Source organism: Methanococcoides sp. AM1 (genome assembly GCF_900774055.1).
Taxonomy (GTDB): domain Archaea; phylum Halobacteriota; class Methanosarcinia; order Methanosarcinales; family Methanosarcinaceae; genus Methanococcoides.
Genome location: NZ_CAAGSW010000002.1, coordinates 133,660 through 157,217 on the forward strand (window position 1 = coordinate 133,660; position 23,558 = coordinate 157,217).

Below are 23,558 nucleotides of genomic sequence, written 5' to 3' on the forward strand. Positions count from 1 at the left end.
TTTTTATGTTAATTATGATGGGGGTTTTTAACCTATTTCGTTTCAGATGCCCTTTCATACATCTTTCTGCTTATAAACATTGTCCTATAAGAAGCAAAAAGAAAATTTTGGTAACATCCTTGTAAAAAGATGGTGGAATGGGATATGCCGGATAGATGCTAAGTTTTATCAATACCGATGGAAGATATAGTGCACCTTAATGAGCATTCGATCAAAGAGTAACCATGTCTAAATTTTCTCCCACCATTGCAGCACGTGCGATCTGGCAGATGAGGGTGCGAAAACGACCCTTTGTTCTCTCACATGCGGTCAATTCCAGATGTAACATGAGCTGTAGCTTTTGTGAATACTGGAAGGAACCGGGGGATGAGATGAGTCTCGATGATATTTTCAGGATGCTTGATGATGCTCACTCTTTCGGAATTGGGGCATATAACGCCTGGACAGTTGAACCTCTTCTTCGGGAGGACCTGCCACAGATCCTTTCGTATGCTAAAAAGCTGGGAATGATCACGTCCCTGATCACCAACGGCAAATTGCTGAAAGAAAGGGTAAATGACCTGGATGATCTTGATTATCTTTCTGTTTCTGTGGATGGGACAAAAAGCTACAAAGAGATACGTGGGATCGATTTTGAGATAATACTGGATGCCATTATGTCTGTCAAGGACAAGCTGAAAAATCCTCTGTTGATGAACTGCGTTATCAGTGGTAAGAACCTTGATGACATCGAAGAACTTATCCAGCTGGCACAAGATATCGATGTGAAGATATCATTTGAGCCTTTGTATGAGTTCAGGGGGATCAAAGAGGATGTCTGGGGCAACATGGGCATTCGTGATATGGAGAAATACCGATGTACGGTAGATCGCATAATCGAGATGAAAAAGGCTGGCTATCCCATTATAAATTCATTTACCTATCTTAAAATGATAAAAGAGCTGAAAAAGGGATATAATTGTCATGTCAATAATCTGATCCTGGATGTTACTGCAGATGGTTCTATTGAGAACTGTCGTATTCACAGGGAACCTTTGGGAAATGTTAATGAGGGTATCGCTAATGTATGGATGTCCTCAAAAGATCGGCAAAAGGCACTGACCGAGAAATGTGAAGGTTGCTTCTTCTTTGGTTATGTTGAAAATAGTCTGATGTATGATATGAACCTCGAGGTCCTGCAGCATTATGAGTGGATGTGAATTTTTCGAATAATTTTTAGTTCAGTCAGAAAAAGATGTCAATATATGAAATATTGCAGCTACCATCGTGTTTTCCAGTATTCTTCTCCATTAATATTATGTATTTTTGGAAGAGATGATCGTTTTTCTTTTTGAAAGAGTTTATATATTAAATCAAATATGTCCTTAGTATACTTTTATAGGGTATATGGTGTTAGATAATTTCAGTAATTTGAATATATATTTTGGTAAATAGGATAATATTATTTTGAGGTTTAATTATGGATGGTTATCAATTGTTTATGGTAATGCTTGCAGTCTATCTTTGTGGACTGATAGGTATTGGCTGGTACTTTACAAAAAGACAAAAGACAGTAACTGATTTCTGGCTTGCCGGTCGTAAGATCGGTACGATCGGGATTGGATTCTCATCGGCAGCTTCATGGCTGACAGCTGGTGGAATATTAGCTGTAATAGGATTTTTCATGCTACTTGGAATGGGCTCTATATGGGGGTTCGTAGCACCGAACATTCTTGCATTGCTTATTATCGCTATATTTGTGAAAAGGATCAAGCACCTTCCTGCTATCACACAGGCAGAACTTCTCGAACAGAGGTACAGTTCCGCACTCCGTGCTCCGGTGGGAATTATTATCACGATCGTGATGATACTTTTCGCAGTTGCTGACATCAAGGGATTTGCTCTTGTACTGGAGATATTCTATGGGGTTGACCCGATATATGCAGCTCTAATTGTTGCTCTTGCAGTATCTGTGTATGTTACTCTTGGTGGTTTGCATGCTGTTGTCTGGACCGATGTTGTCCAGTTCGTGTTCCTTTCCATATTTGCAATTATAATGGCATTCCTTGCAGTTGATTCAGCTACATCAGGTGTTGCTGGAATTTCAACAGCATCCGATCTTTTCTCCGGAGTTCCTACTGATTGGTGGAATCCGTTCATCATCGGTATGCCGATGGTACTGATCTTCGTCTTTGCGATCGTTCCGGGATGGATCACTGAACAGGACCCATGGCAGAAGGTATGGGCAGCTAAGGACTCAACTTCCGCAAGGAATGGTCTGGTCCTTGGTTCACTCCTTGTCACTATCGTATTTGCTGCATGTGCAGTTATTGCGATCGGACTGAATGCATTGTATCCGGAGATCGCAGCAGCAGGTTTCCCAATGGGAATGGCTCAGGCAGAACCTGCATTACTGACCTACATAGTCAGTACTTTCTCACCTGTGGTGATCGGTCTTAGTGCAATTGGTCTTGCAGCAGCTTCAATGTCCTGTGCTGATACCTTTGCTACATCCGGTGCATCATGTATCTCACGAGATATCTACCAGAGGTTTGTAAAACCGGATGCAACAATGAAGCAGATGCTTGCTATCAACAGGCTCAGTGTCCTCTTCGTTGTCGCTGCAGCAACTGTAGGTTCCTTCTTCATTAACAGTATCATCGATGCAATTCATATTGCGACCTTCATTGCAAGTGCATCATATTTCTTCCCTCTAATGGGTGGACTTTACTGGAAACGTGCTACAAAGGAAGGTGCACTGGCAGGTCTTCTTGTTGGTGCTATTGCACAGGTCTCTTTTACTGTCTATGATCTTTCAATGACCGCACCTATGGCTCCTCCATATCTTGAGACCGTACACCCGGTCCTTATGGGTCATGGTGTCATTGTCGGAATGGCACTGAGTGGAATTGCATTCTTTGGCGTCTCATTTATGACAAGGCCATCTAACATCATCAACCTTGCTCCATTCTTTAAAGAAGAAGCAGAAGAGCTGGCAAGCCACGAGGCACAGACAGTAGATGAGAAGAGTGCAGAGTACAAGAAATTCCTCAACAATGTCGATGCGCAGATCACAGGGGAACGTGCACACCTTCATTTGAGACTTGAAGGTTCTGCAACAGTTAATTGGACCAAATTCGTTGAACAGCTGAAAGAATCATATCCTGCATGGGTCACACCAACTGGTATTGATTCTGTTTACAGGTTGATCCAGGCTGACATGCTTGCATGTGTGTCCATCACACGTGGTCAAGGCGAGAAAGACATTTGGTTTGCATCAGAACCACCTGTAGATTCCGTTGAGATGCAGAAAAGGGAACTTTTCATCGCATACAAAGAGGTCGCAGCTGCTCTTGAAGAGACAGGTGTTATCCTTACAATGGCAAACAATGAGTAAATTTTAAGTTTCACTCCCGTTCTTCGGGAGTGCTATCTCTTTTTTCAATAACCTTTTTTACCAATGGGCTCCATTGTTTTTTTGATAAACTGTTTGTGATGTGTACAATGAAAAAACCAATTATAACAGTAGTATTTCTCTTCGCTCTTGCAATACTGGCGTCAGGCTGTATCGACGAGCTTGTACCTGTGGACGAAGAAGTGGTGTCAACTAATCTTTCCACATATGAGCTGGAGATCTTTAACGATCCCTCGTATGATGGTGGTTTCGTTAATACGACTACGTTCTATCTTGCAGATGACGGATCTGCAAATGTCGTCCATATGATCGTGAATGCTTCTGTTATTGAGGTAATACCTCTGGAAGATATGCTGAACCCGAACAAGGAAGCTATTTCAAATATTGTGATCCTTGCAGGTAGTTCAAATGACACAGAACCATCCTTTGAAACCTTTGAGATGCTTTCAACATCTTCAATAGAGGATGTTCCTGTTTTTAATTACACCATGGATGATGAGATCCTTCGTGGGCAGAAACACATTTACATAAGGTTCAATGAGAGCATCACAGGTATTGTATCATATAGCCTGGCAACACCTAAGGGACAGGATTTCATGTACGTTCCGGCCCATGATTCTGTTGTGAGGTTCATTCTGCCCGAAGGCTATACTACGGGCAATCCCTTTGTAGGCAAGGTGAGTCCCGAACCTGCAGAGAGGTATTTTGATGATCTCGACAGGGAAGTTCTTGTATGGTATGATCTGCGTGCAAAGCCCGGCTCATTTACAGAGATGGCAAGAGATTTCCTGAAAGTTGAGGTATCTGCTGAAGACTTTCCATATAAACCAATAATCGTCAAGTTCTATCAGAAATCTGCTCCACGTATGCTTCTTATAGGTACAAGTATCCTTGGTGCAGGCGTGCTTATAGTTCTCGGGAACTACCTTTCAACAAGAAGAAAACTTCGGAAGACCCGTGAAATGATCGAAGAAGGTTTTGATGAGAAACGGAGAAACTGAAAGCAATGATGAATCTTAATGAGATGTGTTGCAGATCATATCTCAGAATATGAACTCCATTCCGTCATATCCTAACGGGTATGTTTCGGATGCCTCTTCGTGAGGTCTGAAATAATGGCTCAGGTGTGTCATAACGACCTCCTTTGCCCTGATATTTTCAGCCATTTCCAATGCTTCTTTTGCATCCATGTGTTTCTTTACATGAAATCCGACATCGTCCGGTATAATGGCATCTACTATGAACAGGTCGGGTTCCTTTATAAGTTCAAGGCTGCCTTCCGGTATGTTGTTATCAGTATCACCACTGATGACCACCTTTTTCTCACCTTCGCATATCATCACGCCAATCGCCTTTTCCACAGGTGGGTGATTCACTTCGAAAAGTGTGAATTCAAGTCCTATGAGCTCAAAAGTCTCGCCGGGATGGATATCATGTCTTCTTGGTTTTAAGAATGAGACATAATCAAGTATGTAGTCCAGTGTTTCGGTAACTCCGTAGACATCCACATGGCTCTGAACGCGGTGAAATTCGCCAAAACCGGTGTAATGGTCATAATGGCCATGTGTCCAGATAACTCCGTCAATATGCCGAATCCCTTTACTGAGCATCTGTTGTCTCATATCCGGGCTTGTGTCAATGAGCACTCTGCCTTCATCAGATTCGACAAGGACTGAAAAACGTGTGCGGTTGCTTTTGCCTCCGTCGCGGGCATCCCTGCATGTGCGGCAATCACAGCCGATGATGGGTGTGCCGGGTGCGTCACCTGTTCCAAGGAGCGTTATCTTCATGGGGTTTTAGAAACCCCCGGTATTGACAACATATTCGTCGGATTTTATGTGAGCACGCTTGTTGAACCTGGTCACTGCTTCAGTTAGGTCCTGCTGATTGATGGTGGTGCGCTCCTCGACCAGTGCATTGAGCACGCTTTCGCGGATGACCATACGCAGGTCTGATCCTGAGTATCCCTCGGTTAGCGGTGCAATTCCTTCGGTTTTGAAGTCACCTTCGATTTCCATGGTTACAATGTCAAGGATCTCTTTCCTCATTTTTTCGTCAGGCAGCGGGAAGTCCATGATCTCATCGAACCTTCTCCATGCTGCAGAGTCCAGCATTCTGGGATGGTTCGTAGCGGCTATCAGAAGGACTCCATCGTTGGTCAGGCTAATCTCATCAATGGCCTTGAGAAGGGTATTAACAGCTCTCTTTAAAGCTGCATGTTCATCTGATGCCCTTGTCTTGGCGACGAAATCGAATTCATCTATGAATAGTATACATGGGCTTAAGCGCTTGGCAAGTGCGAATACCCTGTCGATGTTCTTCGCTGTTTCACCAAGGTACTGGTCTGTTATCATGGAAAGCTTGACTTCTACAAATGGTATTGAAAGGCGCTCTGACATTGCCTTTGCTACAGAGGTCTTGCCGGTTCCCGGTGGTCCCACAAGGAGTATTTTCCCGATGTCATACAGGCCGATGCGTTTGAGGTAATCCCTGTACTCAATGGCCTTTACTATTTTTTCGACCTCTTCTTTCTGCTCTTCTGAAAGAACAAGGGATCTCAGGGGCTGAACAATGTCCTCCGGGGCCATAATGTGTACCAGCTTGAGCATGTCCTCTCCAGTCTCTTCTTCGGAGATCTCGCTGACAAGGGATTCGATCCATTCCCTGTCGACCTCCTTTGGTCTTGTTGCAGCACGTGCTTTCTTATAGCTGGCACCGGTCAAATTCTTCTTTTCCTCAAAATAGTATGCAAGTGCAGGATTTTGATCGATCCTGCCTGAAGCAGTCTCCTGCTTATGGAACCAATCAGCAGCAACATCAAAGGATGTGAATTTTATCTTTGAAGTGAGTTCATCGATATCTAAAAAAGGAAGGGCGAATACCTGTCCTTTTATCTCCTCGATCCCAAAGAGTTTTTTTATGTCCGATCGGGAAACGCTGATGGGTTTTGGGACACCTTTTTGCGTACGGCTCCAGTAATTCTTCCTGATATCCTTCGGAAGATCATTAACATCCATTTCCGGATACTTGTTGTATATTTCTGCTGTCAATAGAAGTTCTACAATGTCAAGGGTTGTCGTGTCGGACATGTTCTTACCTGTGTAATGGGAATAATTTGATGAATAATTTGTATTGCTCATGTTCCTGAGCAGTTAAGTGAACCATACGATTATGTGGTTCTTTTAGATATAATTTATGTGTTTGAGTCCGATCGAATTTTATGATCTCTCACTTATTTTCATGGGACAATTCGAACATATCCTTTTTTCGGAAAATATATCTCTCCTTTTTGGAGTAATTTTTCCAATGTTCTTTCAAAGATTTCCTAATCAAGATCCTGCCTGAGTGCATGGTCGTGAAGTTCGATCATCTGCATTTCACTCTGTGCTTTTTCAAGAATGGATAATATGGTCTTTACAGGATCCTTCCTTTTAGGTCTATTCGTGGCAGATGTATGTTTTACAGGTGTTTGAATAGTATGATCATTTGTGTTAGGTGTATGCGTTGTAGGTTTGGGCATAACATGATGGGGGTTTACCTGAAAAGTCAGGTTTGTGTCCTCTCCTGTGGAGCTGGATGCAAAAGTTGAGAACGTGGACTTGTCCGATATTGTGTCATATCCTTTTCCCAGTATGTTTGCCTGTAGCTTTGTGCGTACTGCAATGGCATCTTCAAGGACATCCGTTGTGTGAAATATCCTCAATTTTCTTGTCTGCAATGTAGCTCCGCATCGCTGGCATTTCGTGGTCTTTGCACCTTTTTGTTCTATCAACTGTGCAGACTTCCTGCATTTTGGACACACTATGACCGAATAAACTGGCATCACTGACTGGTTGTACTGTCTCGTATAAGTATGGCACCCTGCCAAAGGCATAGCCTTCAATTTATCAACGATGATGTCATAACTTCCTCCCATGATACGGGTAGCTACAAGATCGGATATTCCTTCGATCGTAGAGATCGAGAACATTTCCTTTGACGTTCCATGGTCTTCACGTGTGTTCCGTTCCTATGCGAATTACCCTGGTTTTATTGTCATGGAGTCGGATGGTGTTATTCTTGGCTATGCTGTTCTTGTGGTTATTAAAAGGGCTGCACACCTGGCAAGTATTGCAACCCATTCAAAGTATCGAAGAATGGGGGTCGCAACGGCTCTTCTCGAAGGATGTGTAATTCTTGCAAAAGAAAATTCGTATTTTCTCATCCGCCTGGAAGTGAGGGAGAAGAACCGAAATGCTCAGGAATTCTATCTCTCGAACGGTTTTGAAGTTAAAGGAAAAATTCCTGATTACTATCCGGATGACAATGCAATTGTAATGGAGCTGGATCTGGAGCGTTGATCATTTCCCGAAACGCCGCTGCCTCTTCTGAAAATCCCGTATAACTCTCAATAGGTCTATTTTCCTGAGGTCGTGCCAGTTGACATCCGTAAAGTACAGCTCGGAATATGCGGATTGCCAGAGCAGGAAATCGGACAGGTGCTTGCCGCCGGCACGTATTATCAGGTCTGGCTCTCCCTGAACCAGAAGGTATGACTCAATAACACTCTCATCGATCTCTTCTGGTTGTATCTTTTCGTCCTTCACATCTGAAAGGACCGATGTGATGGCTTTTGTGATCTCCGCTCTTCCTCCGAAACCTACTGAAAGGTGAACGGTGAGCGAAGTTCTTTCACGTTTCTCTTTGAGGTTTCCTTTTTCGTCGTATATGAAAAAACCCACATCATCTGTAAGTGATCTTAGCATCTCCTGCATGCTTGTCGTAAGCATGGCTGTCATCTCAGCCTGAATCTCTTCTTTTGTATGCAGTACATCGACGTAAGCACTGATGGTGGTGATGCCCAGCTTTTTACACCAGCTTATAAAGGACCTGAACTTATCTTCACCTTTCGAATCAAGCAGGTCGGATTCTGAGAGTATTATTGTTATATGTTCCGGTATCTGGTCTGGCGAACTGTTCACCTGTCCGAGCAGATATCTTTCATATAGGGTTCTTATCATAAAATGCCATCTTATAATGTTTATTTTTTGAAATGATGTTTAATGGACAATGATCACTAATCAGTGATCACTTGGCTGTAGATACTATCTTAATGACATCACCATCTTCAAGCTCGTGTTTTTCACCAAGTCTCATTTTTGTTTTCCCGTCCACTGCATAAAGGAACCTGTCACCGATATCACTATGTACGCGGTAGGCAAGGTCGTGGGCTGTGGATCCCTTTTTCATGAGAAATGCGTCAGGTAACATCCTGTCGTTCTTGTCAGACCATTTTCCTTCATCCTCTACCGGATATACTACTATCAGGTCGAGAAGGTCAAATACCGCCCGGTTGATGCACTCCTGTATCCCGCCGCCACCGGTTCCCATCTTATTCATGAGGTCCTTGAGGCTGTTCAGACCTTTTTTCTGTGCATCGTTTATGTCCTCGGAGACTATCTCGAAGTCCTCATCTCCGGGGAGATAGTTTATGATCTCATTCTTTGCAGCTGACCTTAATGCAAGCTCTGCAGCAGCGCTGGTGGGCACTACTATAAGATCGAGATCATTGAGTTTTTTGACGTTTTCCTCCGGAGCGATATCGATCTTGTTGGCAGCTATCATTGTAGGCTTGCTGATGGCACGGATGGCATCACAGAGTCTGATCATTTCCTCATCTGTCCATTGTGTGCATTCGCATGGCATGTCACAGCAAAGAAGTGCTTCATGTGCCTGTGATTCATTCACTCCGGCACCCATTAGCTGATCGGAAATCACCTCTGACATCTTGAGTCCTTCTGCTTTGATCTTGCGTGACAGCTTTTCCCAGTTGCGTTTGAGAATCCCCGTCATCCACATGGTGATCTCGCGGTTAAGGAAATCCACGTCCTCAAGGGGGTCGTGATCCCCGATGTCCACAGGGTTTCCTTCTATATCTGTGGCACCAGCTGCATCAATCACATGAATTATTGCCTGTGCCTGCCTGAGCTCATCAAGGAAAGCGTTCCCCAAACCACGGCCCATGTGTGCATCGGGCACAAGGCCGGCCACATCGATCATTTCGATCGGCACGAACCTGACCCCATCCTGACAGTTGCCACAGCGTTTATCCTTTTGTGTACATGGACATTCCGTCCTTACGTATGTTACACCCTTGTTCGCATTGATGGTGGTGAACGGATAGTTTGCGATCTCCACATCTGCAAGGGTGGCCGCCTTGAAAAAAGTTGATTTTCCTGCATTTGGTTTTCCTGCAAGGCCTATGGTCATTGACATGCTTTACACATCATCCTTGAAGCATTTAACTTTTATTCATGATGAGTTTCTATTTGATATGCATGGATCAGCTGTAATTTTCTCTTGACCAGTAATATTTATATTGCAGTAGGTTGTTAGGAATCTGTCCAACGTGTCTCGGTAGGGTAGAGGATATCCTTGGGGCTTGCGGAGCCTTAGACCCGAGTTCAATTCTCGGTCGGGACGTACCATTTAGGGTTTAACACCCGAAACTTCACTTCGCAAAGGTTAGATCTTAAATAACCTTTGTGGAGTTCTTTTTATGAGCATTTACAATTATAGTTCATGATCCGAGGGTACATTTAATAGGAATGCTACTTTCGTTCAGCTGATTTTCATTGATTTACATATTATCTGTTGTCATATTTGTTGGTAGAAATGGCGATTGTTGGGTTTGTCAAGCTCATTTTATATTGGAAGTTTTCTTTTCAGCATTGGTTATCCTTATATAGAAGTTCATTCATTTAGAACGAACAGATTGAGTACATAATGTGTAATATCTATGTATTCCCAATCTGCATTTCAAAATAATTAAAATTAATTTATCAATGCTATTTAGGAGGGCTAAATATCTTACCAAATGGAAGTCAAAGTATCCGCGGCAAGGATGCTCAGAGTATCAATATCCTTGCAGGAAAGGCCGTTGCAAATTCAGTTCGTACAACACTTGGTCCAAAGGGAATGGACAAGATGCTTGTGGACTCTATGGGAGACATCGTCATAACCAACGATGGAGCTACCATTCTGAAAGAAATGGACATTCAGCACCCGGCAGCTAAGATGATCGTCGAAGTGTCCAAGACACAGGATGATGAAGTAGGGGACGGAACAACCTCCGCAGCTATCCTTTCAGGTGAGCTGCTCGCAAAGGCAGAAGAGCTTATTGACAAAGGCGTTCACCCAACTATTATATCTGAAGGTTACAGGCATGCTGCAGAGAAATGCCGTGAGATCCTTGAGACAATCACAATTGACGTAACTCCTGAAGACACCGAAGCTCTACTGAAAATAGCAGCAACTGCTATTACAGGCAAGGGTGCCGAGGCATACAAGGAAAAACTCTCCAAGCTTACTGTTGATGCAGTTACGGGCATAGTCGAAGAGGAAGACGGTTCCTTAGTGGTCGATACTGATAACATCAAGATCGAAAAGCGTGCAGGCGGAAGCATTACAGATTCCGATCTTGTGCAGGGTCTTGTTATCGACAAGGAACGCTCACATCCAAACATGCCTGAAATGGTCGAGAATGCAAAGATCCTTCTCGTGACCTGCCCTATCGAATTCAGAAAGACCGAAATGGATGCAGAGATCAAGATCACCTCACCTGACCAGATGCAGATGTTCCTGGACCAGGAAGAGAAAATGATGAGGGAGATGGCTGAGAAAGTGATCAACAGCGGTGCAAATGTCGTATTCTGCCAGAAAGGTATCGATGATATGGCACAGTACTACATCGAGAAAGCTGGGATTTACGCTGTAAGAAGGGTAAAGAAGAGCGACCTTAAGATGCTCAGCAAGGTTACCGGCGGCACACTTATCCAGGATCTCGACGAGATCGTACCTGAAGACACAGGAACTGCAGATCTTGTGGAGGAAAAGGAGATCAGGGGCGCAAAGATGACCTATGTGACCGGATGCCAGAACACCAAGGCAGTAACAATCCTCCTTCACGGTGGAACCGATCATGTAGTATCTGAACTCGATCACGCAATGCACGATGCTATTCGTGTAGTCGGAGTTGTTATTGAGGATGGTAAGGTCGTAGTAGGTGGAGGTTCACCTGAGATCGAACTCTCATTAAGGCTCAGTGAGTACGCATCTACCCTTAAGGGAAGGGAGCAGCTCGCAGTCAGCAAATTTGCCGAAGCTCTTGAGGTCATTCCACAGACACTTGCAGAGAATGCAGGTCTTGACCCGATCGACATATTGGTTGAACTACGTTCCCAGCACGAGCAGGGCAACAAGAACGCAGGTCTTAATGTCTACACTGGTGATGTTGTCGATATGTGGGAGAACGATGTAATCGAACCACTGCGTATCAAGACACAGGCTATCAACGCTGCAACTGAAGCTACTGTTATGATCCTTAGGATCGACGATCTGGTAGCATCAAGTGGCGGCTCAGCAGGTCCAACACCTGGTGTTCCTGATGTTGACCTGGACATGGAAGCTGCATACTAATTTAGTCTAACCTTACTACTCGTGTCGGTTTCCCGACACTGTTCTTTTTTTATTACAGATCATATTTTACAGCTGTTCTCTTTTAGTAGTGCTCTTTTTTACTATTGTTCTTCTTCTGTTTGTCAGTTTGTTTAGCTGAAATACCTTGTAAGGGGAAAGTATTTATTCGCCGTTAACCAGTTAAGAAAATATGGTTAACAATATTACTAATACTTCTATCTCTCCGTCCAGCCCTGTGACCGATATAAGGAAAATGGTCTATGCGTCCCTATTTGCAGCATTGACTGCTATCGGGGCTTACATCACCATCCCGCTTGGCCCGATCCCTTTCACCCTTCAGGTTGTGTTCGTCCTGCTGGCAGGTGCAATGCTTGGAAGCAAATGGGGTGCAATAAGTATGATAGTTTACACCTTTCTTGGAATTGCCGGCCTTCCGGTATTCTCAGGCGGTGCTTCAGGGATCGGCGTGATCCTGGGTCCTACAGGCGGATATATCATTGGTTTTATCGCAGCAGCATTTGTTGTAGGTTTCCTGTTCGAAAAGAACAGGTCTGAAAAGGTTCTTTTCAATGCGATCTACGTTCTCATGGGATCAGTTGTGATCTATGCTTTCGGTCTGACACATCTGATGCTCGTAGCAGATATGTCCTTCATGCAGGCGATAACTGTAGGTTTTCTTCCTTTCATCGGTGGTGCTCTTGTAAAGATCGCAGTGGCTGCTTATATTGCTACCACTTATAAGATCTAATAAAAAAGAACTAAGTAGTTAGTTATAAACTAGCTCAATAATTCACGAAATCATGATACGGTTTGAAGGTGTAAGCTACAGTTATCCGGATGGTCACCCAGTACTAAATGGGATCGACCTCCGGATAGAAAAGGGAACGTTCACTACGATAATAGGTGATAATGGTAGTGGAAAGTCTACCCTTGTACGTCACATGAACGGTCTCCTTAAGCCTTCAGAAGGCACTGTTTCAGTATGCGGGATGCAGACTTCCGATCCTGAAAACCTTTGGGAGATCCGCCAGGTGGTCGGGATGGTGTTCCAGGATCCTCATTCTCAGGCTGTGGGGGCTACTGTGGAAGAGGATGTTGCATTCGGTCCGGAGAACCTGGCACTTGAGCGTGAAGATATCCGCAGTCGTGTAGCTAATTCTATCCTTGATGTAGGTCTTGAAGGATCCGAAGAACACCTGTTGATGAATCTCAGTGGCGGACAGTTGCAAAAGACCGCACTTGCCGGTGTGCTGGCAATGAATGCTGAATATCTTGTGTTCGATGAGGTTACATCAATGCTGGACCAGGATTCCCGGTCCCAGGTACTGGAAATTGCGCTGAAGCTTAACCGGATGGGAAAGACCATTGTCTATGTGACCCATCATATGGAAGAGGCTCTGGCGTCAGATCGTGTCATTGTAATGGAGGGTGGGTCGATTAGCATTGATGGGTCTCCGGCAGATGTGTTCCGTGAACTTTACAATTCCGGACACCGCATCCCTCCGCTCATGGAACTCGTGTTCAGGCTTCAGGATTCCGGAATACTGGGGAAGGATGTACTGCCTGTAGGTCTAAATGATCTAATGGAGGAAATATGTCGATCTATGTGAATGGCCTGTGCTTTTCTTACGGGAAAGGAAAAACTGAGGATCAGGTCCTTAGCGATATCACATTTTCCATCGATAGCAGCGAGTCCGTAGGAATTGTTGGCAATGTCGGATGCGGTAAGACCACGTTGATAAAGCATCTGAATGGTCTCCTTACTCCTGATTTCGGAAAGGTTAATGTTGACGGTTTGCCTTCTTCTAAAAAAGAAGTGTGTAAAAAAGTAGGTATTCTCTTCCAGCACCCTTCAAAGCAATTGTTCTGCAATACCGTTTTTGAAGACATTGCATATGGTCCGACGAATTTTGGGATAAGTGGGGATGAACTTGATCGTTGTGTTCATGAAGCGATAAGGGAGGTCGGTCTTACTGATGAAATACTTGAAAGGTCACCTTTCGGTTTGAGTGGTGGTGAGATGCGCCTTGTCGCTCTTGCAGGTGTCTTATCCTCATTTCCGGATTATATTGTTCTGGACGAGCCGACTTCCGGCTTAAGCAGCAGTGGAAAAGCCAATTTATTCAGAATTCTGGACTCTCTGAAAAATAATGGGGTTGGAATTGTACTTGTGTCCCATCAACTGGAGGACGTACTTGATGTTGTGGACAGGCTGATCTATCTGGATAATGGAAAAGTTGTATTTGAAGGAACGCCTTCGGAATATCTGGCATCTATGCCTTCGCCGGTACCACATATCACAGAACTGATGAGGGGACTGAAGAGGTCCGGCATTGATGTGAAGGATGATGTCTTTTCCGTGGATCATGCCTTTGAGGAGATCTATGCTGTCTGGGCAGAAAAAAGAGGTGCTCTCTAATGGCAGGACCGCTTTTTTCCTACGTGAGGGGAAACTCTTTTCTTCACAACATGGACCCGCGAGCGAAGATAATTTCCGTGATGTGTCTGAGCATTCTGATATTCAATGTTTCCGTGCTGTCACATCTGTTCGTTCTGGCAGTTCTATTTGCGATGCTAACAAACATAGCAGGTGTGAGCATCTCCATAGCTATACGATCCCTTCGTCCAATGGTCATCTTCTTTGGTTTTATTTTTCTTATCCATCTGTTCTTCACAGCTGGAAGTCCGATATTTTCTCTTGCTTTTTCACCAACATACGAAGGTCTTGAAAAGGGAACAGTTGTCACCGGTCGTTTCATCCTTTTGATCCTTTTTGGTTCCCTGCTAACTTCCACCACAAGACCGGCTTTGATAACCAGTGGGATCGAACATTTGCTTCGTCCTTTTCCCTTAAGAATATTAGGGACTACCTCCTTTGAAGTAGCAACAATGATGTCACTGGCAATTCATTTTGTTCCACATCTGCTTTGGTATGTGGGGCAGATCAGGGATGCCCAGATGTCTCGTGGATTAAAGTACGGCCATCATCCTATATCCGGGATGCTGTCACTGGCAATACCTGCTTTAAGGGGGTCCATGCGTATGGCCGATGATGTTGCATTGTCAATGGAGTCCCGTTGTTATCAGGGAAATTACCGTACGTCTCTCTTTGAAATGAAAATGGCAACATCTGACCGCTTTGTCTGTATTCTCGTAGTTTTTGGAACAGCGCTAATACTATATACATGAGCACATGTTCATATATTCATGGGAAAGGGTCAGACGTGTGAGCGGGTAGATAAAGATGCTATAAACTCTCTTATATTCAACCTTCCTGAAGACGATGCAATAGTGAGGGTGTCCAATATCTTCCATGCACTTCAATCAGGTCCCCGCCTGAAGATCATGTATCTCCTGCTGGAAAAAGAAATGTGTGTATGTGAGCTTGAATTTGCCCTTGAAATGAGCCAGTCAGCGATATCACATAATCTTCGCACCCTTCGCCAGCTTGACCTCGTCAGGACCAAAAAGAAAGGTCGCTTTGTTGTCTATTCCGTTGCTGACGATCACGTGAAAATGCTCCTTGAGCTGTCCCGCAAGCATGCCATGGGGTGCACACGATGAGCTTTGCTGATCCTGTTGCAGAAGCACTCTCAGGTATACTGATCGAGTCATGGCATATCTTTGCAGAAGCTGCTCCTTACCTGTTGCTGGGGTTTGGTATAGCGGGGGTTTTGCATGTTTTCGTTCCGGATGATAAGGTAATGCAGTACCTGGGCAGTTCTGCAGGAAAATTCAGGTCTGTTCTCAACGCATCTATTTTAGGTGTGCCGCTGCCACTATGCTCTTGTGGGGTCGTACCTGCTGCACTATCTCTCAGAAACAGGGGTGCTACAAAAGGTGCGACTCTTTCATTCCTTATCTCGACCCCACAGACCGGGGTCGATTCTATTGCAATAACCTATGCTCTTCTTGATCCTATAATGACCGTATTCAGACCGGTGGCAACATTTGCTACTGCTGTTGTCGCGGGCGTGACCGAGAATATATTGAATTTTTCAAAGGAAGCTCCGGCTCCGGTATCTAAAAGAGCAGTACCTTTAATAGTGCTTCCAATGACCTCCGCTAAAGCAGATGCCTGTGGCTGTAGTTCATGTGATAGCCATGAAATTGAAGGTGGAAATTTTGTACAGAAAGTGAGGTCTGGTATGAAATACGCTTACATTGAATTACTTGGGGATATCGGTTCCTGGCTTATTGTCGGAGTCGTAATTGCAGGTATTATCTCTTACTTCGTACCAGCGAATATGGTGGGCAGCTATCTAGGTGGTGGAATTGTATCCATGTTGCTTGCTCTTGTTGTCGGGATCCCACTTTACATCTGTGCAACTGCTTCTACTCCACTTGCAGCAGTTCTTATCTTAAAAGGGATGAGTCCCGGTGCTGCATTCGTATTCCTGCTTGCAGGGCCTGCGACTAATGCAGCCACGATCACTATGGTCCTGAAATTCCTTGGTAAAAGGACCACTGTAGTCTATCTTGCATCGATAGCATTGTGTGCAGTTATTAGCGGACTTGTTCTCGATCAGATATACTCAAATCTGGGCATTGATGCACTTTTAATAGCAGGAAGTGCCAGTGAGATCATGCCTGATGAGGTGAAGAACATTTTTGCGGTATTGCTACTACCTTTGTTAGTATATGGTATGTGCAGTAGAAAAGGATGTGTTGGGAAGTAATGCTATGCTTTTATTTGTTTCAATGATTGTGCCTGTGATCAGATAACATTGTTCTCATACGCTCTTTGAAACTGTCGATGATAACGTCACCTATTTCCTCATCGTTTAGCATCATACGATTATTGACCATTGTGTGATCATCGAAAACATTGTCTTTTTCTTCAGATATGGGTATGGCAACAATTTTTCCGAAACTTTCAGGGTACTTTATGTGGTTGTTCTTCCATGAGAAATCATGTTTTTTCATTCGAGTCACTTCCAACGAATAACTTGGCGATATATCCTCAAGTCCGACTATGTCAATATTAGTATATATACCTCACGATTAGCAATTAATATATTTAGATTTAATTTTTATAGTTATCTTATTGCGAATTTTCCAGCATGAGTTCTATATTTCTGAATTGTGGTATTATTGCTACATGTTAGATACGGCATGTATAATGGAAAGGGATGCTGAAGAGTAGTGCTATGCTGTCATCTCTCTTTCAATGATTCTGATTGTGCCTGTGATCAGATAACATTGTTCTCATACGCTCTTTGAAAGCGTCGATGATAATATCACCTATTTCTTCATTGTCGAGAATCATACGGTTATTGAGCATTGTGTGATCATCGACAGCATCTTTTTCTTCTTCAGATATAGGTATGGCAACAATTTTTCCGAAACTTTCAGGATACTTTATTTCGTTGTTCTTCCATGAGAAATCATGTTTTTTCATTTGAGCCACTTCCAACTCATTGTTTGACTATATATTCCCATGTTTAACTATCTAATTATTGCTATATATGCATCACGAATAATAATTAATATATTTATAGATTCATTCGGATGGTTCGTTTATTGAGAATTTCTCATCAATTGCCTATATATTTTTGAGTGTAACTAATAATGATCAGGTTCACAAATTCCTTGGTCGTTCTCAATTTTACGATTCCCGGACTTACAGAATTGACAATGGATGAAAGATTGAATGGATTCTCTTAATATATTAAAATTTGAAGATAACAATTTGTTGTATCATCGTTCTCTTTCTAATTGCACTCCTATCCTTCACTCTTATATATGGAAAGTTTCGATCAATTCTTGCCTCCTTTTCTTGTTATTTATATTGTGAATGTGCCGGCAGTGCCTGTTTTCAGAAGTTAACAGTGATAATTAAATACGATATCTTTATGTATAAGTCACCTTTTTAATCGATTAGTTAAAGGCCAGATTGAAAGGCCAGTATTCAAATTGTTCATTTCATGAGTTAAAGGAGTTGTTTTGGATGAAATACAGTCTTGGTATAGATGCAGGTGGAACTTACACAGACGCGGTACTCCTGAGGGATTCAGATGAGGTTATCATTGCTTCTAACAAAGCACTTACAACATATCCTGATCCTCTGGAGGGTATAAGAAATGCGATCGATGGGATCGATCAGGAATATCTCGAGGACATTAAGGTTGTATCCGTTTCAACTACACTTTCCACTAATAGTATTCTGGAAGGCACAGGTTTCCCTGTAGGTCTGATCCTCGTTGGAAACTATGAAGTAAACAAGGATCTTCCAACTGAACATTTTACTCAGGTAAATGGTGGGCATAACTATAATGGTATAGAGACCTCCCCTCTGGATGAGGATGCTGTAAGGGCTTTTGCATCAGGTATTAAAGACCGTGTTGCAGCATTTGCGGTTTCTTCTTATTTCAGTATTCGTAATCATGACCATGAACTGAGGGTAAAAGAGATCGTCAAGGAAACTACCGGGCTTCCTGTTGTATGTGCTCATGAGCTCTCACAGGACCTTGGGGCCTTCGAAAGGGCAGTTACTGCATTTTTTAATGCCCAGCTTATTCCTATCACTGAGAATTTCATGTCTACCGTGGAAAAGTATATTGTTTCCAAAGGCGTGGATGCAAATGTTTTCATGCTTAAATGTGATGGTTCTGTCATTGGTATAAGAAGTGCCCTTGAAAAACCGATAGAGTCCATCTTCTCAGGTCCTGCGGGCAGCCTGGTGGGTGCATCTTTCCTGACTGGCAACGATACCTGTGCTGTTATCGATGTGGGTGGAACGAGTACTGATATTTCGGTGATAAATGATGGTGTTCCGGACATGAGTGAGTCTGGTGCTGTTGTAGGCGGATGGAAGACAAGGGTCAAAGCCATCAAGATGGAGACCTCTGCAATGGGTGGTGACAGTGATGTATGGGTCAAGGACAATCACGTCAACATCGGACCAAGAAGGGTTATCCCACTTTGTCGTGCTGCCGATATTTACCCCGAATTCCTTGAGCAGCTTAAGACAAACCCAATGCCTTCGAAAGGGTTGATCAGTACGAATTTCCAGCCAACCAAGTTCTTCATCAGGACCGGATACGATCCGATAGATATAACCGACATGGAAAAAGAGGTCCTTGCCGCAATATCTGAAAGTCCTACATCATTGAGGGAGATCAAGTATCGTCTGAAAAAGTATCCTTCAGCCAAACATATCGATCTTCTGATTCAGAAACGCCTGATACAGACCATCGGTTTTACACCTACGGATGCCCTGCACGTGCTTGGTGATTATGAAGAGCACACTGTGGAAGCAGCGCAAATAGGTGCAAAATATCTTGGTTCCCTGTGCAAGAGGGATGCTCAGGAGTTTGCTGCGTTTGTAAAACAGGAATTTGCCAAGAACATGGCATCTGATCTTATGTCCTTCTTCCTGGAGGGAGTGCCCAAGAAAGAGATCCGTAAGATCTTTGATATCGAGTCTCCGACAAAATTCAAGGTCGAGATGCCGGTGGTCCTCATAGGTGGTCCTGTGGTGGCCTATCTTGATAACCTCAAGGCAATACTTGATGCAGATATAGTGGTTCCTGAATTCTCGAATGTTGGTAATGCAGCAGGTGCGCTGGCAGCAAAAGGTATCCGCAGGGTGGATTTCCTTGTCAGGCCGGTCTCAATGGCAGCACCGGACTGGGAATTCTATGTATTCTCTGAAAAAGGACGAATGAATTTCTATGAGTATGAAGAAGCTCTCGAATATGCCACGAAGACAGGAAAGGAAACGATCATACAGTATATGGTCGATGCAGGTCTGGATCCTGAACATGTAAAGGTCGATGTGGAGAAGGAAGAGATCATCCCTGACGGCTGGGACCATCCGCTTGAGACAAGAATACGTGTGATGGGAGTTGGTGGCAGTCTTGTGGAAGAGGAGTGCTAATTAAGACAATATCTCTTCTTTTTCTTCCATTTTTATCTTTGTTCTTTCCTTTTTCTTTTGTATGATTTTATTTTTCCAGGGGTTCGTCAAATTGTTTTATTCCCCTCTATCTTATAAAAATTAAAATAGATGTAAGTTCAATCTTTATATGCTAATTTCTTCTGTAAAGTGTGGGGTGTAAGCGGATGAAATTGTGTTACAAGAAAAATAAAGGTGACAGGATCACCTGTCCAACAGTTGGTTTGATCTCTATACTGGTATTTGTGATACTGAGTATTTTGATCTATGAACTTGTAATAGTCAGGTTGATCCAGACTATCTCTGGTTCCTGAATATTACAAAGTAGTTATTTGAAGAGGTATACTATATCAAAAAAAGCAGAGCTTAGTTTACTCTGTAGTTTCTTCAATGTTCATTTTGTTCCTTTCATAATTGACTATTCTGCGAACTACCAGTTTTTTCTTTCCCATCCACATGTTGGGTTCTTCCGGGTAGTTATCTTTTGCGTAGTTGTAAATTTCATCAGTTGTCATATTTGAAAGTTTATTTTCTAGTTCCAAGAGATGTTTCATTGGCTTAGCCCCCCTTATTTTATCTTAAACTCATTGGATGTTGTGTATTTATTGTTTTTGGTGTTTTATTTCATATTTTGTTGCTTCCATTTTCGAATAGAAATGATTATGAATTGAAACGTGTATTATATATCAAAAATAGATGAAAGAAATTTGAAGGTAACAATATGACCAATAATAATTTTGAGCCAATACCAAGTTCATTAATGTTTAAGAGCCTGCTTGACAAGGATACTATCATAATGACCGCTAATCCAAGGATCGCACTTGTCATGAATGGTATCATGCGTGCTGCTAAGGATATGGATGCTCCTCTCATTTTCGAGCTGGCAAGGTCCGAGTGTAATCTCGAAGGTGGATATGCCGGATTGAAGCCATCAGACCTTTCAAGGATGGCAAGAGAGGCAGCAAAGGAAGTAGGTTTTGATATGTGGGCTTTGCACGCTGATCACATCGGTATCAAGAAAGGAACCGATGAGGATATTGAGTCCACAAAGGCCCTTGTAAGCGGACAGATCGATGCAGGATTCACATCCTTTGCCATTGATGCATCCCACCTGTTCAACTTCCAGGGCGGCAACCTGCGCGAAGAGCTTGCTGACAACATCGATGCCACTACAAAGATCGGTCTTCACATCAAGGAGAATATGGGGGACAAAGAATATGGTCTTGAGGTAGAGGTCGGCGAGATCGGCAGGGAGGATGAACACGGCAGGGTGCTCACCAGTCCGGAAGAGGCAGTCACATTCATCAAGGCATTGAACGAGAGCGGTGTCTTCCCTCACTTTTTGGCGATCGCCAACGGAAGTGCACACGGCAACACCTATGATTCAAACGGACATCTTGTTGAACAGGTATCCATCGACATTGACCAGACAATTGCAGTGGCACAGGCATTGAAGGACAACGGTCTGGATGTGAGGGTCGCACAGCACGGTATCACCGGAACACCTCGTGACCTTATCCACAACAAGTTCCCTCATGGCGATATCGTCAAAGGAAATGTTGCAACTTTCTACCAGAACATCGTATGGGATATCTTCAAGGTATACGAGCCTGAACTCTATCAGGATATCCGTAACTGGACCCTTGAAACCTATAAGGAGAAAGCACCTGGTAAGAACGACACTGAGATATTCGGCAAGTTCAGCAAGTTTGCAGTCAAGCAGTTCTTTGACAGGATATATTCTGTGTCCGACGATACAAAAGCTGCTATCGATGCAATGTGCTATGCTGAGACCCTTCTGTTCATTAAGGCATTCAACGGTGAGGGTACAGCCCAGACCGTCAGGGGTGCGATGAACTAAGTTCCTTATCTTTAATTTACGGAGATGTGATCGATACTATTGGTCACATCATTCCGGGCTTTTTATTTTCCCGTGCTCTTTCCACAACGCTGGCTATTCTTCTTATCCGTGTCTCTTCACGTTTAGCATTTACCACCCACTCGATGTAGTTTCTTCTATAACCCGGTGCGAAGGCTGAAAAGTTCTTCCAGGCCTGCTCATCTGTCTTTAAGGCTGCTTTCATATCTGCCGGAATATCGGTTGCTTTTATCCCTGGTTGCGCTGGTTTTTCATTGAGTGCATTGCCAAGTTTCTGCAACCCGGTCTCTGTCATTTTGCCCTGTTCTATCATTTTTCGTGCCCGTTGCTTGTTCGTTTCCGACCATTTACTCCTCTCAGTTCGGGATGTATATCTCTGGGCATATCTTTCCTCATCGATCTTGCGAACAAGGGTGTCTATCCAGCCAAAACAGATCGCTTCCTCAACAGCATCATCATATGGTAGTACAGGCTTGCCGGTGTGCTTCTTATAGTGGACCAGCCAGATGTCCTTTTCAGTGGAATGGTGTTTTTCCAGCCATTTTCTCCACTCTTTCCGGTTTACCACATGCAAGGTGTTCATCAGTATTATTTTTAATAGAAGTTACTTATATCATTTGTTGGGGTGTCAGTTCCTTCTCAGTCACTCATATTCACATCAACTCTTTTACTCTGATTGTGATCGTTATTCTCTATAATTTCGTCAGAAAAACTCCAAAATGGTTATATTGCTGATGAATGCATCTATTGTACGGGAGATCGGACATGAAATTAAAAAAAGTATCTTTTATTGCATTACTTGTGCTGGCTATGCTCCTTTTGCAGCCAATAGCTGTAAGCGCATTATCATCAGGTGATGCAAAACAGGCATGGCATGATGCAAAACAGGCAAGTTTAGAAGCTCAGGCCGAGCACAGGGATGCCAAGCTTGAATGGGCAGCAGACAAGACCGAGGAAAATAACCAAAAGGTCATCGATACTGGAAAAGATGCATTGAATGCTGCACTTGATGAAGTGGAAGCATGGCTGATCTGGAAAGACCTTGAAGTGGAAGATAATCCTGATATTCCTGATGACCTGAAAGAGTCAATTCAGGAGGATGTCGATACCAATCTTGTGAAGATCGATGAGCTAAGGGCAGATGTTGATGGTGTGGATAACAGGTTCGAGCTTGGTGCAGTTTTCCTGAAAATGGTAGGTAGCTACTTTGAGCTTGTTTCCGATGTTGCAAGGAACAGCGGGTTTGTGTGGGTCCATACAGCAAACGAGCATGCGGATACTCTTGAGGACTATGAGGCAAAGCTGCGTGAAGTGGCTGAGGATATGGAAGACAATGATCTGATCCTTGAAAAACTCGATATGGCAAAAGCCGACATCGAGGATGCAAGAACAAACATCAACAACGCCGAGGAAGAATACGAGCAAGTACGCACTCCCGGGAAACCCTTGATCAAGTTCTCCAACGGGAACAACTATCTCCGGATAGCCAGGGGAAATATGCTCTCAGCACATGGATACCTGAATGAGGCATATGGGCTGATCGTCAGGGGAGAATGATAAAATGAAGCGAATGATAATTGCGATCTTAATCATAGCTGCAATGTTGCTTGTTAGTGGCTGTGCTCAGAATGGGGCTGTGGCTGAAGAAGAAATGGATGACGTCGTGTTGGATGATACTGCAGACGGATCAGAGGGTGTCGATGAGAATATCGATGAAAATGTGGATGATACTGCAGAAGCCATTCCTGAGGACGAAGGTACATCAACAGAACTTGATAACACGACCCCGATCTCACAGGAAGAGCTCGATAAATTAAAGGAAGAACTTGAAGGGCTCGAGTTCGAAGACATGGGTGGACTTTCCGAGGACTGACCACCTCTTCTTCTTTTTTTAATATCTCTTTTTCCCAGATGTGTTCATTCGACCT

25 protein-coding genes and 1 tRNA gene are annotated in these 23,558 nt (G+C 43.5%); 17 read left to right on the forward strand and 9 right to left on the reverse strand.

Annotation, left to right across the window (positions count from 1 at the left end; all coding sequences use genetic code 11):
* Positions 1–224: 224 nt before the first annotated feature.
* The 3 genes from E7X57_RS03365 to E7X57_RS03375 all read left to right on the forward strand — a co-directional run bounded on the left by E7X57_RS03365 (position 225) and on the right by E7X57_RS03375 (position 4,395).
* Positions 225–1,199, forward strand: a complete 975-nt coding sequence (locus E7X57_RS03365; protein WP_135610566.1) for a radical SAM protein — start codon at positions 225–227, stop codon at positions 1,197–1,199.
* Between the two features lie 260 nt (positions 1,200–1,459).
* Complete coding sequence (locus tag E7X57_RS03370; RefSeq protein ID WP_135610568.1) at positions 1,460–3,376, forward strand: sodium:solute symporter; 1,917 nt, start codon at positions 1,460–1,462, stop codon at positions 3,374–3,376.
* A 107-nt stretch (positions 3,377–3,483) separates the two neighbouring features.
* On the forward strand, positions 3,484–4,395 hold the full coding sequence (locus tag E7X57_RS03375) for a DUF5803 family protein (protein WP_135610570.1): 912 nt from the start codon (positions 3,484–3,486) through the stop codon (positions 4,393–4,395).
* 42 nt (positions 4,396–4,437) lie between these two features.
* On the opposite strand, the gene E7X57_RS03380 is transcribed toward E7X57_RS03375, so the two are convergent.
* The 3 genes from E7X57_RS03380 to E7X57_RS03390 form a co-directional block, all read right to left on the reverse strand.
* Positions 4,438–5,184 carry an MBL fold metallo-hydrolase gene (locus E7X57_RS03380; protein WP_135610572.1) on the reverse strand — a complete coding sequence of 249 codons (747 nt, stop codon included), beginning with the start codon at positions 5,182–5,184 and terminating at the stop codon, positions 4,438–4,440.
* Positions 5,185–5,190: 6 nt separating this feature from the next.
* Positions 5,191–6,483 (reverse strand): ATP-binding protein, encoded by a 1,293-nt coding sequence (locus tag E7X57_RS03385; RefSeq protein ID WP_135611215.1) that lies wholly within the window; start codon positions 6,481–6,483, stop codon positions 5,191–5,193.
* A 236-nt stretch (positions 6,484–6,719) separates the two neighbouring features.
* Entirely contained in the window at positions 6,720–7,310 is a 591-nt protein-coding gene (locus E7X57_RS03390; protein WP_167880872.1) for a DUF5817 domain-containing protein, read from the reverse strand.
* On the opposite strand from E7X57_RS03390, the gene rimI reads away from it, so the two are divergent.
* On the forward strand, positions 7,309–7,734 hold the full coding sequence (gene rimI / locus E7X57_RS03395) for a ribosomal protein S18-alanine N-acetyltransferase (RefSeq protein WP_135610576.1): 426 nt from the start codon (positions 7,309–7,311) through the stop codon (positions 7,732–7,734). The genes E7X57_RS03390 and rimI overlap by 2 nt on opposite strands.
* Here rimI and uppS read toward each other — a convergent pair whose 3' ends face one another.
* Both uppS and E7X57_RS03405 read right to left on the reverse strand, forming a co-directional pair.
* The gene (gene uppS, locus E7X57_RS03400) at positions 7,735–8,394 is read right to left on the reverse strand and encodes a polyprenyl diphosphate synthase (RefSeq protein ID WP_135610578.1); all 660 of its coding nucleotides are present in this window, start codon (positions 8,392–8,394) and stop codon (positions 7,735–7,737) included.
* Positions 8,395–8,461: 67 nt separating this feature from the next.
* Complete coding sequence (locus E7X57_RS03405) at positions 8,462–9,649, reverse strand: redox-regulated ATPase YchF (protein ID WP_135610580.1); 1,188 nt, start codon at positions 9,647–9,649, stop codon at positions 8,462–8,464.
* Positions 9,650–9,784: 135 nt separating this feature from the next.
* On the opposite strand from E7X57_RS03405, the gene E7X57_RS03410 reads away from it, so the two are divergent.
* From E7X57_RS03410 to E7X57_RS03445, 8 genes are all read left to right on the forward strand, one after another.
* Positions 9,785–9,856, forward strand: a tRNA-Arg gene (locus E7X57_RS03410).
* A 354-nt stretch (positions 9,857–10,210) separates the two neighbouring features.
* Complete coding sequence (gene thsA / locus E7X57_RS03415; protein ID WP_371413161.1) at positions 10,211–11,851, forward strand: thermosome subunit alpha; 1,641 nt, start codon at positions 10,211–10,213, stop codon at positions 11,849–11,851.
* A 190-nt stretch (positions 11,852–12,041) separates the two neighbouring features.
* A complete protein-coding gene (locus E7X57_RS03420) occupies positions 12,042–12,599 on the forward strand; it encodes a biotin transporter BioY (RefSeq protein ID WP_135610584.1) in 558 nt (185 codons plus the stop codon).
* Positions 12,600–12,651: 52 nt separating this feature from the next.
* The gene (locus E7X57_RS03425) at positions 12,652–13,461 is read left to right on the forward strand and encodes an ATP-binding cassette domain-containing protein (RefSeq protein ID WP_135610586.1); all 810 of its coding nucleotides are present in this window, start codon (positions 12,652–12,654) and stop codon (positions 13,459–13,461) included.
* A complete protein-coding gene (locus E7X57_RS03430) occupies positions 13,446–14,270 on the forward strand; it encodes an ATP-binding cassette domain-containing protein (protein ID WP_244603578.1) in 825 nt (274 codons plus the stop codon). The genes E7X57_RS03425 and E7X57_RS03430 overlap by 16 nt, the downstream gene beginning before the upstream one ends.
* Complete coding sequence (locus tag E7X57_RS03435) at positions 14,270–15,040, forward strand: energy-coupling factor transporter transmembrane protein EcfT (protein ID WP_135610588.1); 771 nt, start codon at positions 14,270–14,272, stop codon at positions 15,038–15,040. The genes E7X57_RS03430 and E7X57_RS03435 overlap by 1 nt, the downstream gene beginning before the upstream one ends.
* Positions 15,041–15,058: 18 nt before the next feature.
* Entirely contained in the window at positions 15,059–15,415 is a 357-nt protein-coding gene (locus tag E7X57_RS03440) for a metalloregulator ArsR/SmtB family transcription factor (RefSeq protein WP_135610590.1), read from the forward strand.
* On the forward strand, positions 15,412–16,530 hold the full coding sequence (locus E7X57_RS03445) for an SO_0444 family Cu/Zn efflux transporter (RefSeq protein WP_135610592.1): 1,119 nt from the start codon (positions 15,412–15,414) through the stop codon (positions 16,528–16,530). The genes E7X57_RS03440 and E7X57_RS03445 overlap by 4 nt, the downstream gene beginning before the upstream one ends.
* Before the next feature lie 19 nt (positions 16,531–16,549).
* On the opposite strand, the gene E7X57_RS03450 is transcribed toward E7X57_RS03445, so the two are convergent.
* Positions 16,550–16,777, reverse strand: coding sequence for a hypothetical protein (locus E7X57_RS03450; RefSeq protein ID WP_135610594.1), 228 nt, complete (start codon positions 16,775–16,777; stop codon positions 16,550–16,552).
* Between the two features lie 241 nt (positions 16,778–17,018).
* Entirely contained in the window at positions 17,019–17,252 is a 234-nt protein-coding gene (locus E7X57_RS03455; protein WP_135610596.1) for a hypothetical protein, read from the reverse strand.
* A gap of 549 nt (positions 17,253–17,801) precedes the next feature.
* On the opposite strand from E7X57_RS03455, the gene E7X57_RS03460 reads away from it, so the two are divergent.
* Together E7X57_RS03460 and E7X57_RS12365 are read left to right on the forward strand one after the other, a co-directional pair.
* On the forward strand, positions 17,802–19,733 hold the full coding sequence (locus tag E7X57_RS03460; protein ID WP_135610598.1) for a hydantoinase/oxoprolinase N-terminal domain-containing protein: 1,932 nt from the start codon (positions 17,802–17,804) through the stop codon (positions 19,731–19,733).
* Positions 19,734–19,918: 185 nt separating this feature from the next.
* Positions 19,919–20,065 carry a hypothetical protein gene (locus E7X57_RS12365; RefSeq protein ID WP_167880873.1) on the forward strand — a complete coding sequence of 49 codons (147 nt, stop codon included), beginning with the start codon at positions 19,919–19,921 and terminating at the stop codon, positions 20,063–20,065.
* A gap of 57 nt (positions 20,066–20,122) precedes the next feature.
* Here E7X57_RS12365 and E7X57_RS03465 read toward each other — a convergent pair whose 3' ends face one another.
* Positions 20,123–20,305: a hypothetical protein gene (locus E7X57_RS03465; protein ID WP_091689327.1), complete on the reverse strand. Its 183-nt coding sequence runs from the start codon at positions 20,303–20,305 to the stop codon at positions 20,123–20,125.
* A gap of 167 nt (positions 20,306–20,472) precedes the next feature.
* Between E7X57_RS03465 and E7X57_RS03470 the strand changes: the two genes are divergently transcribed.
* On the forward strand, positions 20,473–21,612 hold the full coding sequence (locus E7X57_RS03470) for a class II fructose-bisphosphate aldolase (protein WP_135610600.1): 1,140 nt from the start codon (positions 20,473–20,475) through the stop codon (positions 21,610–21,612).
* Between the two features lie 43 nt (positions 21,613–21,655).
* Here the strand turns inward: E7X57_RS03470 and E7X57_RS03475 are convergent, their stop codons facing one another.
* Positions 21,656–22,213: a YdeI family protein gene (locus E7X57_RS03475; protein ID WP_135610603.1), complete on the reverse strand. Its 558-nt coding sequence runs from the start codon at positions 22,211–22,213 to the stop codon at positions 21,656–21,658.
* A gap of 182 nt (positions 22,214–22,395) precedes the next feature.
* Here E7X57_RS03475 and E7X57_RS03480 point away from each other — a divergent pair, with 182 nt between their 5' ends.
* Positions 22,396–23,187 (forward strand): hypothetical protein, encoded by a 792-nt coding sequence (locus tag E7X57_RS03480; protein WP_135610605.1) that lies wholly within the window; start codon positions 22,396–22,398, stop codon positions 23,185–23,187.
* 4 nt (positions 23,188–23,191) lie between these two features.
* Positions 23,192–23,503, forward strand: coding sequence for a hypothetical protein (locus E7X57_RS03485; protein ID WP_135610607.1), 312 nt, complete (start codon positions 23,192–23,194; stop codon positions 23,501–23,503).
* The last annotated feature ends 55 nt before the right edge of the window (positions 23,504–23,558 follow it).